Annotated in this window: 18 protein-coding genes; 1 reads left to right on the top strand and 17 read right to left on the bottom strand. The window is 52.4% G+C overall.

Annotated features, from left to right (window positions below; all coding sequences use genetic code 11):
- Nucleotides 1-16 precede the first annotated feature (16 nt).
- The 12 genes from AC3WT9_RS10920 to AC3WT9_RS10975 form a co-directional block, all read right to left on the bottom strand.
- A complete protein-coding gene (locus tag AC3WT9_RS10920; RefSeq protein WP_341094456.1) occupies nt 17-658 on the bottom strand; it encodes a tetratricopeptide repeat protein in 642 nt (213 codons plus the stop codon).
- Between the two features lie 112 nt (nt 659-770).
- Nucleotides 771-1,154, bottom strand: coding sequence for an aspartate 1-decarboxylase (gene panD, locus AC3WT9_RS10925; protein ID WP_038594422.1), 384 nt, complete (start codon nt 1,152-1,154; stop codon nt 771-773).
- Nucleotides 1,147-2,037 carry a pantoate--beta-alanine ligase gene (panC, locus tag AC3WT9_RS10930; protein ID WP_341094459.1) on the bottom strand — a complete coding sequence of 297 codons (891 nt, stop codon included), beginning with the start codon at nt 2,035-2,037 and terminating at the stop codon, nt 1,147-1,149. The genes panD and panC overlap by 8 nt, the downstream gene beginning before the upstream one ends.
- 1 nt (nt 2,038) lies before the next feature.
- Entirely contained in the window at nt 2,039-2,905 is an 867-nt protein-coding gene (gene panB, locus AC3WT9_RS10935; RefSeq protein ID WP_341094461.1) for a 3-methyl-2-oxobutanoate hydroxymethyltransferase, read from the bottom strand.
- A 322-nt stretch (nt 2,906-3,227) separates the two neighbouring features.
- Complete coding sequence (locus tag AC3WT9_RS10940; protein ID WP_341379133.1) at nt 3,228-4,031, bottom strand: biotin--[acetyl-CoA-carboxylase] ligase; 804 nt, start codon at nt 4,029-4,031, stop codon at nt 3,228-3,230.
- Nucleotides 4,024-5,457 (bottom strand): CCA tRNA nucleotidyltransferase, encoded by a 1,434-nt coding sequence (locus tag AC3WT9_RS10945; protein ID WP_492407588.1) that lies wholly within the window; start codon nt 5,455-5,457, stop codon nt 4,024-4,026. The genes AC3WT9_RS10940 and AC3WT9_RS10945 overlap by 8 nt, the downstream gene beginning before the upstream one ends.
- Nucleotides 5,458-5,467: 10 nt before the next feature.
- Nucleotides 5,468-6,625 (bottom strand): N-acetyl-alpha-D-glucosaminyl L-malate synthase BshA, encoded by a 1,158-nt coding sequence (gene bshA, locus AC3WT9_RS10950; RefSeq protein WP_341094466.1) that lies wholly within the window; start codon nt 6,623-6,625, stop codon nt 5,468-5,470.
- A gap of 97 nt (nt 6,626-6,722) precedes the next feature.
- Entirely contained in the window at nt 6,723-7,427 is a 705-nt protein-coding gene (gene bshB1 / locus AC3WT9_RS10955; RefSeq protein WP_341094468.1) for a bacillithiol biosynthesis deacetylase BshB1, read from the bottom strand.
- Complete coding sequence (gene mgsA / locus AC3WT9_RS10960; protein WP_341094470.1) at nt 7,427-7,849, bottom strand: methylglyoxal synthase; 423 nt, start codon at nt 7,847-7,849, stop codon at nt 7,427-7,429. Before mgsA ends, bshB1 begins: the two co-directional genes overlap by 1 nt.
- Before the next feature lie 17 nt (nt 7,850-7,866).
- The gene (dapB, locus tag AC3WT9_RS10965; protein WP_341094472.1) at nt 7,867-8,670 is read right to left on the bottom strand and encodes a 4-hydroxy-tetrahydrodipicolinate reductase; all 804 of its coding nucleotides are present in this window, start codon (nt 8,668-8,670) and stop codon (nt 7,867-7,869) included.
- A gap of 34 nt (nt 8,671-8,704) precedes the next feature.
- A complete protein-coding gene (locus AC3WT9_RS10970; RefSeq protein WP_340897447.1) occupies nt 8,705-9,226 on the bottom strand; it encodes a tetratricopeptide repeat protein in 522 nt (173 codons plus the stop codon).
- Between the two features lie 59 nt (nt 9,227-9,285).
- A complete protein-coding gene (locus tag AC3WT9_RS10975; RefSeq protein ID WP_038594447.1) occupies nt 9,286-9,615 on the bottom strand; it encodes a nucleotide pyrophosphohydrolase in 330 nt (109 codons plus the stop codon).
- 159 nt (nt 9,616-9,774) lie between these two features.
- Between AC3WT9_RS10975 and AC3WT9_RS10980 the strand changes: the two genes are divergently transcribed.
- A complete protein-coding gene (locus AC3WT9_RS10980) occupies nt 9,775-10,644 on the top strand; it encodes a YitT family protein (protein WP_341094473.1) in 870 nt (289 codons plus the stop codon).
- 182 nt (nt 10,645-10,826) lie between these two features.
- On the opposite strand, the gene AC3WT9_RS10985 is transcribed toward AC3WT9_RS10980, so the two are convergent.
- The 5 genes from AC3WT9_RS10985 to AC3WT9_RS11005 all read right to left on the bottom strand — a co-directional run bounded on the left by AC3WT9_RS10985 (nt 10,827) and on the right by AC3WT9_RS11005 (nt 14,657).
- Complete coding sequence (locus tag AC3WT9_RS10985; protein ID WP_341094475.1) at nt 10,827-11,726, bottom strand: sporulation protein YpjB; 900 nt, start codon at nt 11,724-11,726, stop codon at nt 10,827-10,829.
- 56 nt (nt 11,727-11,782) lie between these two features.
- Nucleotides 11,783-12,421, bottom strand: a complete 639-nt coding sequence (locus tag AC3WT9_RS10990) for a DUF1405 domain-containing protein (RefSeq protein ID WP_341094477.1) — start codon at nt 12,419-12,421, stop codon at nt 11,783-11,785.
- Between the two features lie 94 nt (nt 12,422-12,515).
- Complete coding sequence (locus tag AC3WT9_RS10995; protein WP_341094479.1) at nt 12,516-13,397, bottom strand: c-type cytochrome; 882 nt, start codon at nt 13,395-13,397, stop codon at nt 12,516-12,518.
- 28 nt (nt 13,398-13,425) lie between these two features.
- Nucleotides 13,426-14,097: a menaquinol-cytochrome c reductase cytochrome b subunit gene (gene qcrB, locus AC3WT9_RS11000; RefSeq protein ID WP_038594453.1), complete on the bottom strand. Its 672-nt coding sequence runs from the start codon at nt 14,095-14,097 to the stop codon at nt 13,426-13,428.
- 5 nt (nt 14,098-14,102) lie between these two features.
- Complete coding sequence (locus tag AC3WT9_RS11005) at nt 14,103-14,657, bottom strand: QcrA and Rieske domain-containing protein (protein WP_076109842.1); 555 nt, start codon at nt 14,655-14,657, stop codon at nt 14,103-14,105.
- Nucleotides 14,658-14,806: the final 149 nt, after the last annotated feature.

Genomic DNA, 14,806 nt, shown 5'->3' on the forward strand with positions numbered 1-14,806 from the left:
AATGAGTGGGCTATGATTACAAAAGCGAAACAAGCTGTTTTCCGAATTGCAGCTTCCCTCCCCGCCTGCGGCAAACCTCCAGATTGACATTCGGTTCCGGGAGTGACGGGTCATGAAGCAAAGAAAGGCTGAACAGCTCCTTTGCCTCATTGAAGCGTTCCTGAGAAGCCCTGATGCACCCCAGCGCATTGTAGATCATCGCCTTCAGCTTGCTTTCGCGAATCAGCGCAAGCATATGATCCAGATGCCCCCATGCGGTCTCCCCGTCGCCCTCCTGCAGATAGGCCATGGCCAAATACAGGCGTGCCGCCAGACTGTCGGGGTGCTGCGCAATAACTTCCTTAAATTGATCAATACACTTCCGGTACATCAACAGCTTGTAGTAGCCCTGCCCTCTGACAAAAGAATCCATGAAAAGCTCAGGCGCTTCCTGCTGTGGCATCTCTTCGTCCGGCTGTGGCGGAAATTCCGCATGTTCCCGGAACTGACTCAACTTCTCGGCAAAGGCGAGCCACTCGTCCATAACCTCATCGCTAAGCCGGTGAAGCATGTTGTACTTGCATAAAAGGTCATCCCGGCGGGCACCCTCCGAAGTAGGGTAATCCGTGGCGATCTCCTGAAGCATCTTATTCATCTCAGCAAATAATTGTTGAAACATGGGACATCCCCCCTTACTGAAAATGAAATCAGCCTAAGCTTGCCTGCCTTCATTTTTCGCAAGTGGGGGGCTCTTCATCCCTGCCATTGATTACATGGCTTAGGTCTGGTGATTAAGCAATAGTAGCATGAATCTCATGATCGGCCAGCTTCACCGGCTTGTTCTCGCCATCCACAAAAACTACAGTTGGTTTATGCCCTGCCAATTCTTCGGCGGAAAGCATCGCGTAGGAGATGATGATGACAGTATCCCCAGGCTGAACAAGCCGGGCCGCTGCTCCGTTCAAACAAATGACACCGCTGCCGCGTGGTCCCGGAATGACATAGGTTTCCAGCCGGGAGCCGTTATTGTTGTCGACAATCTGTACCTTTTCGTTCTCAAGCAAATCAGCTGCTTCCATCAGGTTCTCGTCGATGGTGATACTGCCCACATAATTCAAATTGGCTTCGGTAACCGTTGCCCGGTGTATTTTGGATTTCATCATATGTCTAAACAAGGGTCGCAACCTCCTTGGGATTAAATACATTATTGTCAATCAGACGGGTTCTGCCAAACTTCACGGCAAGTGCAATAATGATTTCGCCGTCAGCATCACTCAGCAATGAAGCACCATCCAGCGTTTCCAGGCCCGGGAAGGTCAATATTTCCGCATAATCAATGACGGCAAGCGGAGAAGCAGAAATGACCGACACCAGCAGTTTCCGGGCATCGTCAACCGTCCGGACCTTGCCTTCTTCCATGGATTGGCGAACCTCACGCAGCGAACGGGACAATACCAGAGCCTGGCTGCGTTCCTCTGCACTTAAATACACATTGCGTGAGCTAAGCGCGAGTCCGTCGCCTTCACGGATGATCGGGCAGGCCACGATTTCAACATTCATATTCAGGTCAGCTACCATCCGGCGCAAAACCGCCACTTGCTGGGCATCCTTGAGTCCGAAAAAGGCGTAATCGGGTTGTACCATATTGAACAGCTTGCTTACGACTGTGGTGACTCCATCAAAATGCCCGGGGCGGGATGCCCCGCACAGCTGTGTGGTCAGCGAAGAGACCGATACCTGGGTGCGGATCGGCTGAGGGTACATCTCTTCCACACTGGGAATAAATACGATGTCGGCTCCTTCACGCTCTGCAAGCTCCAAATCACGCTGCTCGTCACGCGGATAAGAGGAAAAGTCCTCATTTGGCCCAAATTGCAGCGGATTAACAAAAATGCTCATCACTACCGTACTGCTTGTTTCCCCTGCGCGGCGCAGCAGGCTTGCATGCCCCTCATGCAGGTATCCCATGGTCGGCACAAAGCCGATGGGAGTATGCCCGCCCTTACGCATATATTCAAGCGCTTCACGCAGCTGTTCAATCGTTCTAACGACTCTCATCTTATTTCGCTCCTTTTCCGGCAGCGCCGTATAAAGATTCCAATACAGTTTCATCCGCATTAAATACATGATTCTCCGCCGGGAAGGAACGGTTCTTCACTTCCTGTATGTAGCTGCCGATTCCCTCACGGATCAGGCTGCCTACATCAGCGTAGGTCTTAACGAAACGCTTCTCCCGGTAAGGTGAAGCATATTGCAGCAGATCGTGGAAGACCAAGACTTGTCCGTCGCAGTACCGGCCTGCGCCGATCCCGATGGTTGGAATGCTGACCGCTTTGGAAATCGCCTCAGCCACTTCTTCCGTAACCAGCTCCAGCACAATGCCGAAAGCCCCGGCAGCTTCAAGTCCTTTGGCCTCATCCATCAGCCGTTGCGCATCCTTCGCGTCCTTGCCTTGGATCCGGTAGCCGCCAATCATGTTGACCGACTGCGGTGTCAGACCGATATGGCCCAGCACCGGAACACCGGCCGCAACAACGGCAGATACAGCCCCGCAAATTTCCAGCCCGCCTTCCATTTTAACGGCTTGCGCCCGGCCTTCCTGCATCAGTCTGCGCACACCGCGCAGCGTCTCGTCAATGCTGCCGTGATACGTCATAAACGGCATATCCGCCACAATGAACGTATTCTGCGCACCACGCGCCACGGAACGTGTGTGATAGACCATATCGTCAATCGTTACCGGAAGGGTTGTATCATAACCCAGTACAACATTCCCGAGCGAATCACCGACCAGAATCAGATCGATCCCCGCTTCTTCGGCCAGCAGGGCTGAAGGATAATCATAAGCGGTCAGCATGCTCAGCGGCACACCGTCCGTTTTCATTTTTTTCATTTTCACAATATTCAGTGCATGTTTGTCTGCCATTTGCTCCCATTCCCCTTTTCGTAGTTAAAATACGCGTAAACGCGCAAACAAAAAAACCTTTTAGCATGGTCCGCTAAAAAGGTCCGAAGGGCAAAAAAGAGTCACTCGCGATCGTCCCTTCTGTCTCGGTCCTTACGGCTCAGAGCAGAATCCAACGTAACCGTGGAAATACAGTTATGAAGGTGAATCCGAAAAGCAAATTGCTGTTGTACAGCTTGCTTGAATGAGTACAGCTCGACCCTGCGATACCGTCTCTGAACATATTATAACAAAAACCGCTGCTAATTACACCAAAAAAATGTGACAAGGCATGGAACCCTTGTCACTGGATCATTTCAATTTCACCTGATAATATGCAGATGATATTCCCGGCAGTATCCCTTAGCAGCAGCCCGCCGCCGTCATCCAAACCGACCGCAGTACCTTCGCTGCGTCCCTCGGGTGTATTAAAGTACACCTGGCGCCCCAAGGTGACCGACATGGATTCCCAGAGCTCACGAACAGGCTTAAAGCCCCGTTCTATGTAAAGGGTGTACAAAAACTCCAGCTCGGCCAGCACCGCTTCCGTGAGTTGCTTGCGGTCAACGGGAATGCCTCCCCCTTCGATCAGCAGCGAAGTGCCGACTCCTCGCAGATCATCCGGATAGTCGTCCTCCGTCAAGTTCACCGCAATGCCGATTCCCGCGATACAATAATGAAGGCCACCTTCCCTGAGCGATGATTCCAGCAGAATTCCGCAAATTTTGCGTCCGCCTGCCAGCAGATCATTCGGCCATTTGATGCCGGCCTGCACGCCGCTGATCTCGCGAATGGCGCGGCAGACGGCTACGCCAGCCAGCAGCGTCAGCTGCGGCGTCAGTGACAGCGGAAGATTGGGGCGCAGCACCACACTCATCCAAATGCCTTTGCCGCGCGGTGAATGCCACCTTCTGCCCATCCGCCCGCGGCCGCCGGTCTGTTCCTCGGCGATGATCGCCGTTCCTTCCGTAGCGCCATTTTCGGCGAGCCTTTTGGCTTCCTCCTGCGTAGACACCACCGATTCCAGTCGCTGTACACTTCGGTTCCAGCCCGAAACAAAAGTATCTCTGTTCAGCCCGGAAAGCCCCGGCGTTTCATCGCTATTCATCGTTATCCATCCTTTTTGCTTCCTGAAGCAATGATTGTTTATTGTTAGCAATATCTCCAGCCGCTACGGCCTGCAGCAGCGCATGCAGCAGCTCTCCCAGCCACGGGCCGGGACGTTTCTGCAAAGCTTCGGCCAGCTCATTGCCTGTCACCGCAAGCTCTGCCAAGGTCTGCAGCGGCATTGATGCGCTCCAGGACCGCAGGAGACCCGTGGAGAGCGCCGGGGCTCCAGATGGCTGCACGGCGGCGTTATCCGTCTTAGGCTCTGATGGATCAACCTGCTCGACCAAGGGACTGCCTAACCCTGGCATGTCCACATGCAGCTGCACAGCTGCTCCGGGCCCGGCTTGGGCCAGGCCAAGACGCTGCTGATAGGAGGCGGCCTCCGGCACCGCCTCCAGCAGCGTCAGCCACCCTTCGGTGGCTGACGTGCCCAAGGCCAGCACGGCGGCGATCCAGCGCCGCCGAAGCGCCTCGGTGCCGCCCGGAGATTCCGGCGGCACCTCTGCAAGCGCTGCGGTCCAGGCTTCGCGGACACGCAGCACCGAGGTGACGGCGCTGCGCGTCGCCCCCGGGAACGTCCATGCCCGCATCAGGGCGTCGGCCTCAGCGGCCGGCGTCTTCAGGGCATGGAGCAGGAGCGCCCACCGCAGGAGGGCGCCGGGCAGTTCCCCGATCCCGGCTAGCATGGCGGCTGCTGCCGCCATGTCGCTGCCGGTCCAGGGGAACGGGGCTTTGCCGCGCGGCAGCAAGCCGCTGCGCGCGAGAAGACCGAGGCCGCGCGCAGGATGCGGCCCTTCTATCATGCGCTCCAGCTCCGCGCGGAGACGCTCCACAGCAATATGCGCCAGCTTGTCACGCTGGCGCAGCAGCCCCCGCCACGTATTCTTAGCGATGGCGAAGTCCAGCACAGACGCGAACCGCACGCAGCGCAGCATGCGCAGCGCGTCCTCGTCAAAGCGTTCCTCCGCCGTGCCCACACAGCGGATCAGGCGATGCTTCAGGTCAGCAGCTCCGCCAAAAGGATCGACCAGCTGCCCGTCCAGGCCGCAGCATATGGCATTGATCGTAAAATCACGCCGCCGCAGGTCCTCCTGCACATCGCTTACAAAAAAGACGTGCTCCGGGCGGCGGTGATCAGCATAGCCGCTCTCCGTCCGGTACGTCGTTACTTCAAAGCTATATCCATCCTGCAATACGGTAACCGTGCCGTGTGCAAGCCCGGTCGGGACACAACGTGTGAACATGGCCATTACTTCTTCCGGCAGTGCCGAAGTCGTAAGATCCATATCATGCACCGGTCTGCCCAACAGCTCATCACGGATGCAGCCGCCGACAAAATAAGCCTCACGGCCGGCTGCATGCAGGGTGGCAATCACTTTGCCTGCCGCCTCTGCCATGCCGGATGGTGCCATTTTCCATTCCATGAAGCACCCCTTACCCCCGGACTTTATCCATTCCGAGCACCTTTCGCCCAAGCACACGGTAATAAATATCCTCATATTGATTCGTAATCATGTCTCTGCTGAAATCGTTACAGGACCGCTCCAGACAAGCTCTTCTGAACTGCTCTATCATGTCCTCATTCGAGAGCAGCTGAACGGCATATTTAGCCATGGCGGCTGTATCGCCAATGGGAGCCAGGAACCCGGTTTTGGCATGCTGGATCAATTCGGGAATGCCGCCAGCCTGCGAGCCGATTGTCGGCACTCCGCAAGCCATCGCTTCCAGGGCTACAAGGCCAAAGCTTTCCTTCTCGGAAGGCAGCAGCAGGAGGTCGGCCAGGGAAATGACCTGGGCAATATCATCCTGCTTACCGAGAAAGCGAACTTTGTCTTCCAGACCCATCTCATTGATCTTCGCCTGAATCTTCGGCAGATCGGGCCCTTCACCCACCAGCAGCAGCTTGGCAGGCAACTCATGGCTCACCTTTGCAAAAATGTCAACCACATCACCGACACGTTTGACTGGACGGAAATTGCTGATATGCATCAGGATTTTCTCATCCGGTGAAGCAAAATCCCCCCGCAGATCGGACACGTCACGCGGATAATACACGCGTTTATCGACAAAGTTATAAGTTAGGTCAATATCGCGGGTAATATCCAGCACACGCCGTGTCTCTTTAATCAGATCCAGCGACACCGCCGTCACCGCATCACTCTCATTGATGGCAAGTCGGATCAAATCCTTAAGCGATTCATCCTGGCCAAGCACGGTAATATCGGTACCATGCAGTGTCGTTACCACTTTGATATCATTCCCTAACATCTGCTTGGCAAGGAACGCGCAGACCGCGTGCGGGACCGCATAATGGACATGTAATAAATCCAGCCCCTGCATCTTTGCGACCTGGGCCATCTTAGTAGCCAGCGCCAGATCGTAGGGGGGGTAACGGAAGACATAATAATCGTTAACCTCTACCTCGTGGTAAAATATATTTTTCTGAAACGTACCAAGCCGGAACGGGATACTGTGTGTAATAAAATGGACTTCATGGCCTTTCTCAGCCAACAGCTTGCCCAGTTCAGTCGCCACTACACCCGAGCCGCCAAGAGACGGATAACAAGTGATGCCTATTTTTAGCCGGTCCATAGCTCCGCCCCTTCGATAAACTTATGTTATGTTAGTACTATTAGTAATGACATGAGTTAATTATAGTTGTTCATCGGGCTGAAATAAAGCTTTGTGTTTAACGGTCTCCGGTGGTGAACAATTCAACTGCATGCGGCACTTTACTGGCGAAGCCCTCCGCATAAGGAATAAGCCTCCGCTGTCCGAGCAGCATATCCCGCGAACGGACGCGTTCGATATAGCCTTCATTAAGCGGGGTCGAAACTATATCCTCACCCGGTGCTTTCTCGAATTGCGAACGGTAGCAGGATAGCGCCTGCTCTTTAATGCTGTATTGTGCAGTCACATCTACGATAAGATCACACCGTCCGAGATCGTTAATGAAGTAAAAATAAAGCAGCGGTGCCGCTACCGCAGGCTTGTCCGGCATATATTTGCGCAGCTTGGCATTAAACACAGCCTCTTCCACCAGCTTGCTGCAAGCAATATGGTCAGGATGGCGGTCTTCCCAATAAGGTGCAAATACGATGTCCGGTGCGAATTTGCGAATTTCCGAGGTCACCGCTGAGAGATGCTCCTCTGTTAAACAGAGTCCCCGGTCAGGGAGCCCCAGATTCGTGCGGAGTGAGGCACCGAGCAGATCAGCGGCCTGCTGAGCTTCCAGCTTGCGCCGTTCTACGGTTCCGTTCGAGGACATTTCCGCAGCGGTCAAATCGCATAAGCCCACTTTCAGGCCGGCAGCAGTATGTTTGGCGATGGTTCCGGCCATGCCGATCTCGGCATCATCGGCATGAGCGCCGAATACTAGGATATCCAGCTTCATTATTCGTCCACACCAGGCTTGTACTTATGTACCAGCTCCCGCCAGCCGAAATCGCCCCGGTCAATCGCCTTGACCAGAATTTCTGCAGTAGCAATATTTGTCGCTACCGGAATGCCATACACATCACATAAACGCAGAAGGGCAGTAATGTCGGGCTCATGAGGTTGTGCCATCAAAGGATCACGCAGGAAAATAATCAGATCCAGCTCATCCTGCGCCACCAGCGAACCGATCTGCTGGTCACCGCCCAGCGGACCGGACATGTAGCGGTGGATATGAAGGTTGGTTTCGTCCATAATCCGCTGGCCGGTCGTTCCTGTAGAGTACATCTCAAGTCCAGTAAATACATGCTCATAAGCGGTTACAAAATTCACCATCTCATCTTTTTTCCGGTCATGTGCGATAAATGCAATCTTCAACATGTGTTCTTCTCTCCTGTCTATTCTATAAAGTGCTCAAAACCATAGATCATTCCTGTGTACTCCATCACTTTCTGGATACCCAGCTTGACTCCAGGCATATATCCAGCCCGTTCGTAAGAATCATGGCGTATTTTAAGCGATTGCCCAAAGCCGCCGAAGACTACTTCCTCCTGGGCAAACACACCGGGGAGGCGGACGCTATGAATGCGGAAGCCGTTGTAGTAGCCGCCCCGCGAGCCCTCAATAATTTCTTCTTCTTGAGGATTGCCTTGACGCAGCTCCTCACGCGCTTCAGAAATCATTTCCGCTGTCTTGATTGCCGTGCCCGATGGAGCATCCAGCTTCTGATCTCCATGATACTCGATAATTTCTAGATGTGGGAAATACTTGGCAGCTTGGGCGGCAAACTTCATAAGCAGGATAGCCCCGATGGAGAAGTTAGGTGCGATCAGCCCGCCGATTCCCTGTTCCTGGCATTGCTTGTCCAGTTCCTTAATTTGTTCGGGAGTAAATCCGGTAGTACCAATCACCGGACGTACCCCGTATTTAATTGCGAGTGTCGTATTAGCAAAGGCTGATTGAGGAGTCGTAAAATCAACTAACACATCCCCGTTGCTATGTGCAAGGGCGGCCTCAAAGTCCGATGTAACATTAACTCCGCATTCTTCCAGTCCCGCGAGACGACCGGCATCGATACTGCCTGCCGATCGATCTACAGCCGCAGCCAGTTCCAGTTCATCATCCTGCAGCACCAGCTTTATAACCTCTTTGCCCATTCTGCCTCCTGCTCCGGAGACAATTACTCTGATCTTGTCGCTCACCCTTATTTCCTCCTCGCTTTCACTGGTTCCATGTTTATTGGATATATTTTTGCAATGATTTCTGAAGGTCCTTCATGAGCTGCCGCAGACCGGAATCATCCGGATGCAGGGAAATGACCTCTTTCATCGCGGCGATGGCCTGCAAGTGCTCGTTCATCCGGCTGTGCGCAATGGCGAGCCATACATATGCATCCCCGTATAGTGGATCCAGCGTAATCGCTTCTTTCAGCAGCGTGATCGGATGATACGGATTATTCGTCCCTGCCGTTTCATCTTCAAGCAGCCTTTTGGCCTCCTGGACAAGCTGCAGCGCCTGCAGATGCTGAAGATGCAGCCGATATTCAGGCTTGCCATTATCAAGCTTGAGCGCTGCCAGTGCATGCTCCAGCGCCTTCTCCAGCATCCCGCTGCGGGCATAGGTAATGGAACAGCGGTATCTCACCTCGGCATCATCCGGACTGGCCGCTATAGCTGCCTCAAAGAAGTGTATCGCTTCGGCGAAATCGCTGCGCAGAATAGAGCGGTAGGCCGCTTTTACAAAATCGTTATGATTCATATCCTCACCATCCTAACGGCTAAATCCCGTTCGTTTGGTACAGCATATGTTATAGAAGCCTAATCGGTGTTTTTCAGTGTCCATCGCCCGGCATCGCGGGTATTGAACTTATGCATGACTTTATTGTGGGCTTCAGTCAGATCGATGCCCAGCGAATTGGCGAAGCAGATCGTAATGAACAGAATATCGCCCAGCTCCAATTCAATGGAATTTTCCGCTTCGTCGGATTTTTTCGGCTTCTCACCGAACTGATGGTTTACTTCACGGGCCAATTCACCCACTTCCTCGGACATTCGGGCCAGCATAGACAGCGGGCTGAAGTAACCTTCTTTAAATTGTGAGATGTACGCGTCGACTTCACGCTGCAAATCACCAAGACTTTTATCCATAATTTGTTTCTTCGCCCCCCTGAGAGTTCTTGCCTTCTGTTTGCCCCTATGTTATCGTAAAGACGTTTTGAAGACAAATCTTTTTTAAATTTACAGCTTTACCCCATGAAAGCAATGTTAGTACAAACTGCCCATTAAGAGGCTTAGGCGAGGGATTATATGAAATCATCCAAATTGTTCGCGATCGGCAAAACAGTAGCTCCCATTATGCTCGGTGCCGCAATTTATGCATTTGGGCTCCTCTATTTTATAGTGCCCAACCAGCTGATGGAAGGCGGGGTAACCGGGATTACCATCCTGCTGAATTACGCCTTTGACCTTCCTATATTCCTGACTACCTTACTACTTAACCTTCCGCTGTTCCTGCTCGGCTGGAAAGTGCTCGGCTCAAACCAGATTTTTTATACAGGTATAGGAATCGGTTTGTTGACCTTTTTCCTCTGGGTATTTGAACGGCTGATTGCTGGCGGCTGGCTTGTCCCGTTCAGCACCGAGCATGATTTCATTCTTGCTTCATTATATGCAGGGGTGACGCTTGGCGCAGGACTTGGGATCGTCTTCCGTTACGGCGGGACCACCGGCGGTGTCGATATCGTAGCCAGAATTCTTGCCCGCAAGTTCGGCTGGAGCATGGGACAGATTATTCTGGCTGTCGACATTCTCATCATCGGCGCCTCCCTGCTCTACATTCCCCGGGAAAAAATATTGTATACCCTGGTGGCCGTCTTTATTTCTTCGCGGGTCATTGATTTTATTCAGGAAGGTGCATATGCCGCCAAAGCCTTCACCATTATCAGCGATGACGCCCCGCAAATTGCCGATCTTATCACGGCAGAGATGGACAGGGGCGTAACGCTTATCCCTGCAATCGGCGCTTACTCCAAGCAGGCGAAACACATGGTGTACTGTGTCGTCTCCCGCCAGGAGATCCGCCGCCTCAGCCAGCTGGTGAAATCCATCGACCCCACGGCTTTTGTGATCATCAGCGATGTGCATGATGTACAGGGGGAGGGGTTTCGGCAAACCTAAATCCATGAATCAATGTGATTCATCATTAATAAAGAGTGGACAAAAAAAGGCTTTCCCTGCCATCATCACGATGGATGATGGGGGAGCCTTTTATTTAGCAACATCTTATAATCCGCAGAAAATATATCGTCACAGAACTATTAACCATACGGGATCTGCCACCGCCTGCCTCATGGCCGGATCTATACCGGCTTCCACTCCTCATTCTCACCGCGGTACTTCCGGTATCCGGTATAGGCCAGCGCTGCCAGAATGAACGCCCCGGCAAGCAGCCCCCACCCTCCATACTCCGGCGGAGACAGCGGCAGAGATAAAGCCGGCTCATCCCTCTCTTTGCCAAACATCACCCGGACAGCGTCCTGTCCGTAAGAAACGATCTCCAGCAGGCGTGTGCGTTCGATCGGCTGAGATGAGGATGGAATACCCGCCGCGTAAGATAACCAGGAATCAAAGGCGTTCACCACCTCCGGCTGGCGGGAGATGACCACTGCAGGACGGATATTGTCATATCTGCTTTGCAGTCTAGTTACTGCCGTTTTCCAATCCTTAAGATTATTAGCAACAGCACTTTGCTCCATATCGTTCAGATCCTCGCGGATCAGCTTGTAGTACTGCAGCCACATCGGTTGCTTTGGATGATTCAGGCTATTGGCAGCGAGCCTGAGCTTGGCAGCGGCAGCTTCCCACTTCTGGGGATTGATTTGCTCAGCCGCCATTGTAGTCTTAAGATCCATAACCAATGTCGTCAGTGCATTTATCCCCTCCACCGAGGTCAGGCCTTCAAAGGATGAGGATACAACAATCTGTGAAATCTCCTCGCTCTCCTGCCTTGCCTTGGCGACATTCCCTTCCAGAACATAGCTGTATAAAGCCTCTGCCGCCTGCTCCAGCCGCTGTGCTCCAGTCCTGCCGGTAAGCGCCGGAGATTCTCCGCTTACGGAACTCCCGGTACTAAGCAAATTTGCAAAGCCGGAACCTGCAGCGTCAGCACTAGAATCTGCCATAACCTTTCCACTATTCCCTCCGGCAAGCAGCCAGCATAACACTAACCCTGTCAGCACATAATATCCCCTGCGCGGCATGAGACATCCCTCCTACCCTAAATGTATGGCAGGAGGACAAGAGATAGAACAGCCTGTCAGCGCCTGTTGCTGAAGCTCTCCATGGGCCTGGTTCTTCTGCTGAAAATCCAGGCCGCGGCGGCGCTGAGCAAGGTTAAACCAATAGTGAAGTACTGCACCCCTATTACATCATCCTCCAGCACAGAAGGCAGCCACGGATAAATCCCAATCGAATAATCCACCATGTCATTGGCAAGGGTCCAGAGCAGCGCCAATGGCAGCATTCTGCGGAAAGCGAAGAAGCGGGCATAGATCAGTGCTTCAACCGCCATCCCGGTATGCGATGCGACCAGCATCCAGTCCTTCCAGCTCACAGTGTCCCCCTGATATCCCCCGGCAAAAATAATGCTTACCGCCCAGATTCCGTACTTCACGGAGGTGAGAACCGCCAGTGCTTCTATCAGTTCACGCAGCAGTGTCCCTTTCAGGCGCTTCGGCGGATACAACAGGAGCAATAAAGCGGCAGTAAAGAACAGGCTCGCAGTCGGACTATCCGGAACGAACGGAAGCAGCCAGGCAGGATAATTAGCTGCTGTATATTCCAATTGATTGCCGTACCACATGTAACCGTAAATCGTACCGAAGAAATTCACAATAAAGAGCAGCCATATGACTCCCCGGTGTTTAAACAACCTCTCGAACCAATGAACCGGCATATCGACACATTACCTCCTAGATCATGGCAGCCTCTGCATTTACACAACCAAAAACCTGACCGCATGCACGATCAGGTTTGCGCTTATCATTATTTTACTGTTCGCTTTTTTGTTTGGCAAGCCAACCGGCAAGAGTGTCAATATCCTGCTCTGTCAGACCTGCCGCCACCGCCGTTTCATACATCGGAGGCATTTGCCCCTGTCCCTCTTTAATGATCGCAAGAATCGCATCTTTGTCATGGGTATCGCCGACACCACGAAGCGCAGGCACACTACCTCCACCTTTCATATCGACAGCATGACAAGAGACACAGGTAGCTTGCTTATAAAGCGCCATCGCCGGATCACTCTTGTCCACGATGGCTACTTCCTTCGTTTCAACAACACTTGTGGTCGGCAAACCTTTGGCTCTGTTCTCTGCCGCCTTTTCCTCACGCTGCACATCCTCAGGAATTTGATCCGTTAACGCCATTTCATGCTTATATTCCGTCCAGGCTGTATTCGTCAAATAAATGATCGCTGCGAGCGAGAGGAACATTAAAGAGGAAGCAATCGGCCGGCGGTAGAACCGCCGTTCCCGGCCCGTATCCAAAAAGGGGGCCAGCAAAAGCGCTCCAAAGGCTACACCTGTAACGCCGAGTGTGCCCAGCACAATATAGTCACCAGAGGCATAGGGCAGCTTCAAATATTGATACAGGAACAGGAAATACCAGTCTGGTATCGGAATTACAGTTGCACTGGCATTCGCAGGGAAGCCTAGCGGCGCCGGCTCTGAAATGGTCAGCACCAGGATGCCCACCAGCACGACAACACCGACCATCCATTCTTTCAATAGGAAGTTGGGAATAAACGCTTCCGATTTGCCCGGATATGCCGTATAGTCCGGCGGTGTAATGAAACCGTTACCCTTGCGGACACGGGAATCGCCGACAAATACGACTTTTTCTTTGGTGTTGTCCTTGTCTTTGTGTGCCATCTGCAGTTCCCCCTTTCTGTCAATTGACTTACAGCGGACCGGAGATACCCTGTCTGCGGATCATAATAAAGTGTCCGACGAGCAGAATAAGCAGGACCGCCGGGAGGAAAAATACATGCAGTGCAAAAAAGCGGGTTAAAGTTTCTGCGCCGACAATAGTGCCGCCCTGCATCAGTTCCTTCAGCACAGGCCCCATAACGGGTACAGAATTAGCAATTTCCAGTGTAACCTTGGTTGCAAAATAAGCTTTGTTGTCCCAAGGCAGCAAATAACCGGTCAGTCCAAGCCCTAGCATCACGAAAAAGATAAGCATACCGACGATCCAGTTCATTTCGCGCGGTGCCTTGTAGGAACCGGTGAAAAATACACGCATTGTATGAAGGAACATCATCACGATGACGAGACTTGCGCCCCAGTGATGCATACCTCGGACGATCTGCCCGAAGGCCACCTTCGTCTGCAAATATTCCACACTGGCATAGGCATTTATAATATCTGGAACATAATACATGGTCAGAAACATACCCGATAAGATCTGAATGACTGTAATAAAGAAAGTAAGTCCGCCAAAGCAATAAACAAATGCCGAAAAGTGATGTGCCGGATTGACATGCTCAGGTACCTCATGATCGGCTACATCTCTCCAAATCGGCGTAATATCCAGACGTTCATCAATCCAGTTGTAGACATTTTTAAACATCAGATTTACGCCTCCTTCTTAGCTTCGGTGTTGGGGACGATATCGCCAAGATAGACCCAGCCTCCATCAATCTTGGTCTTGTACTGGTCAAGCGGCTTCGGGGCTACCTCTAGATTCTTGCCTACTTTGGTATACCTCGCTCCATGACATGGGCAATGGTATTCATCCGGATAGGACTTGTTATTGTTCCATCTGACCGTACATCCCAGATGCTTGCAGATCGGTGAAAGCGCATAAATTTCTCCGCTCTCATTTTTACGGATCCAGGCTGTCAGCGTAGCTGTACTGGCATACCATCCGTCCTGCTGTTTCAGCTCAAACGTAAACTCCTGCGGTTCATCGGTAATTTTAGAGGTCTCCGCAATTTTGATGAATTCACCCTCGCCTTTTTTATGTAATATCGGGTCTACGGCAAAACGGATCATCGGCAGGACTGCCCCGGCCCCCATAAAAGCGGTAGCTCCGCCAAGGGTATAGGTTAGAAACTGTCTGCGTGACATCTCTTTTAGGCTGGGCGGTCCTTGCGGATGCGGCTCCTGCTCTTCTTCATGGCTGCTCATACTGTGTGTAACCCCCTATTCAGAAATTGGAGAAGGCACCTGCAGTGTTATCCAGAGGTTTTTCCTGTAAATAATCCGTTTACAATGATATAAGTCACACGACATATAAGTTCAACCTAATCATAGCGTAGGGTCCAAAACCCGTCAAG

This window comes from Paenibacillus sp. EB106-06-01-XG199 (assembly GCF_058791575.1).

Excerpts from the sequence above, each read along its gene's own strand:
- panC (WP_341094459.1), bottom strand. The coding sequence starts at position 2,037 with ATGAGAGTCGTTAGAACGATTGAACAGCTGCGTGAAGCGCTTGAATAT.
- bshB1 (WP_341094468.1), bottom strand. The coding sequence starts at position 7,427 with ATGAAGCTGGATATCCTAGTATTCGGCGCTCATGCCGATGATGCCGAG.
- AC3WT9_RS10975 (WP_038594447.1), bottom strand. The coding sequence starts at position 9,615 with ATGGATAAAAGTCTTGGTGATTTGCAGCGTGAAGTCGACGCGTACATC.
- qcrB (WP_038594453.1), bottom strand. The coding sequence starts at position 14,097 with ATGTTTAAAAATGTCTACAACTGGATTGATGAACGTCTGGATATTACG.
- bshA (WP_341094466.1), bottom strand. The coding sequence starts at position 6,625 with ATGGACCGGCTAAAAATAGGCATCACTTGTTATCCGTCTCTTGGCGGC.
- AC3WT9_RS11005 (WP_076109842.1), bottom strand. The coding sequence starts at position 14,657 with ATGAGCAGCCATGAAGAAGAGCAGGAGCCGCATCCGCAAGGACCGCCC.
- AC3WT9_RS10980 (WP_341094473.1), top strand. The coding sequence starts at position 9,775 with ATGAAATCATCCAAATTGTTCGCGATCGGCAAAACAGTAGCTCCCATT.
- AC3WT9_RS10940 (WP_341379133.1), bottom strand. The coding sequence starts at position 4,031 with ATGAATAGCGATGAAACGCCGGGGCTTTCCGGGCTGAACAGAGATACT.
- AC3WT9_RS10995 (WP_341094479.1), bottom strand. The coding sequence starts at position 13,397 with ATGGCACACAAAGACAAGGACAACACCAAAGAAAAAGTCGTATTTGTC.
- mgsA (WP_341094470.1), bottom strand. The coding sequence starts at position 7,849 with ATGTTGAAGATTGCATTTATCGCACATGACCGGAAAAAAGATGAGATG.
- AC3WT9_RS10985 (WP_341094475.1), bottom strand. The coding sequence starts at position 11,726 with ATGCCGCGCAGGGGATATTATGTGCTGACAGGGTTAGTGTTATGCTGG.
- AC3WT9_RS10920 (WP_341094456.1), bottom strand. The coding sequence starts at position 658 with ATGTTTCAACAATTATTTGCTGAGATGAATAAGATGCTTCAGGAGATC.
- AC3WT9_RS10990 (WP_341094477.1), bottom strand. The coding sequence starts at position 12,421 with ATGCCGGTTCATTGGTTCGAGAGGTTGTTTAAACACCGGGGAGTCATA.
- AC3WT9_RS10970 (WP_340897447.1), bottom strand. The coding sequence starts at position 9,226 with ATGAATCATAACGATTTTGTAAAAGCGGCCTACCGCTCTATTCTGCGC.
- panB (WP_341094461.1), bottom strand. The coding sequence starts at position 2,905 with ATGGCAGACAAACATGCACTGAATATTGTGAAAATGAAAAAAATGAAA.
- AC3WT9_RS10945 (WP_492407588.1), bottom strand. The coding sequence starts at position 5,457 with ATGGAATGGAAAATGGCACCATCCGGCATGGCAGAGGCGGCAGGCAAA.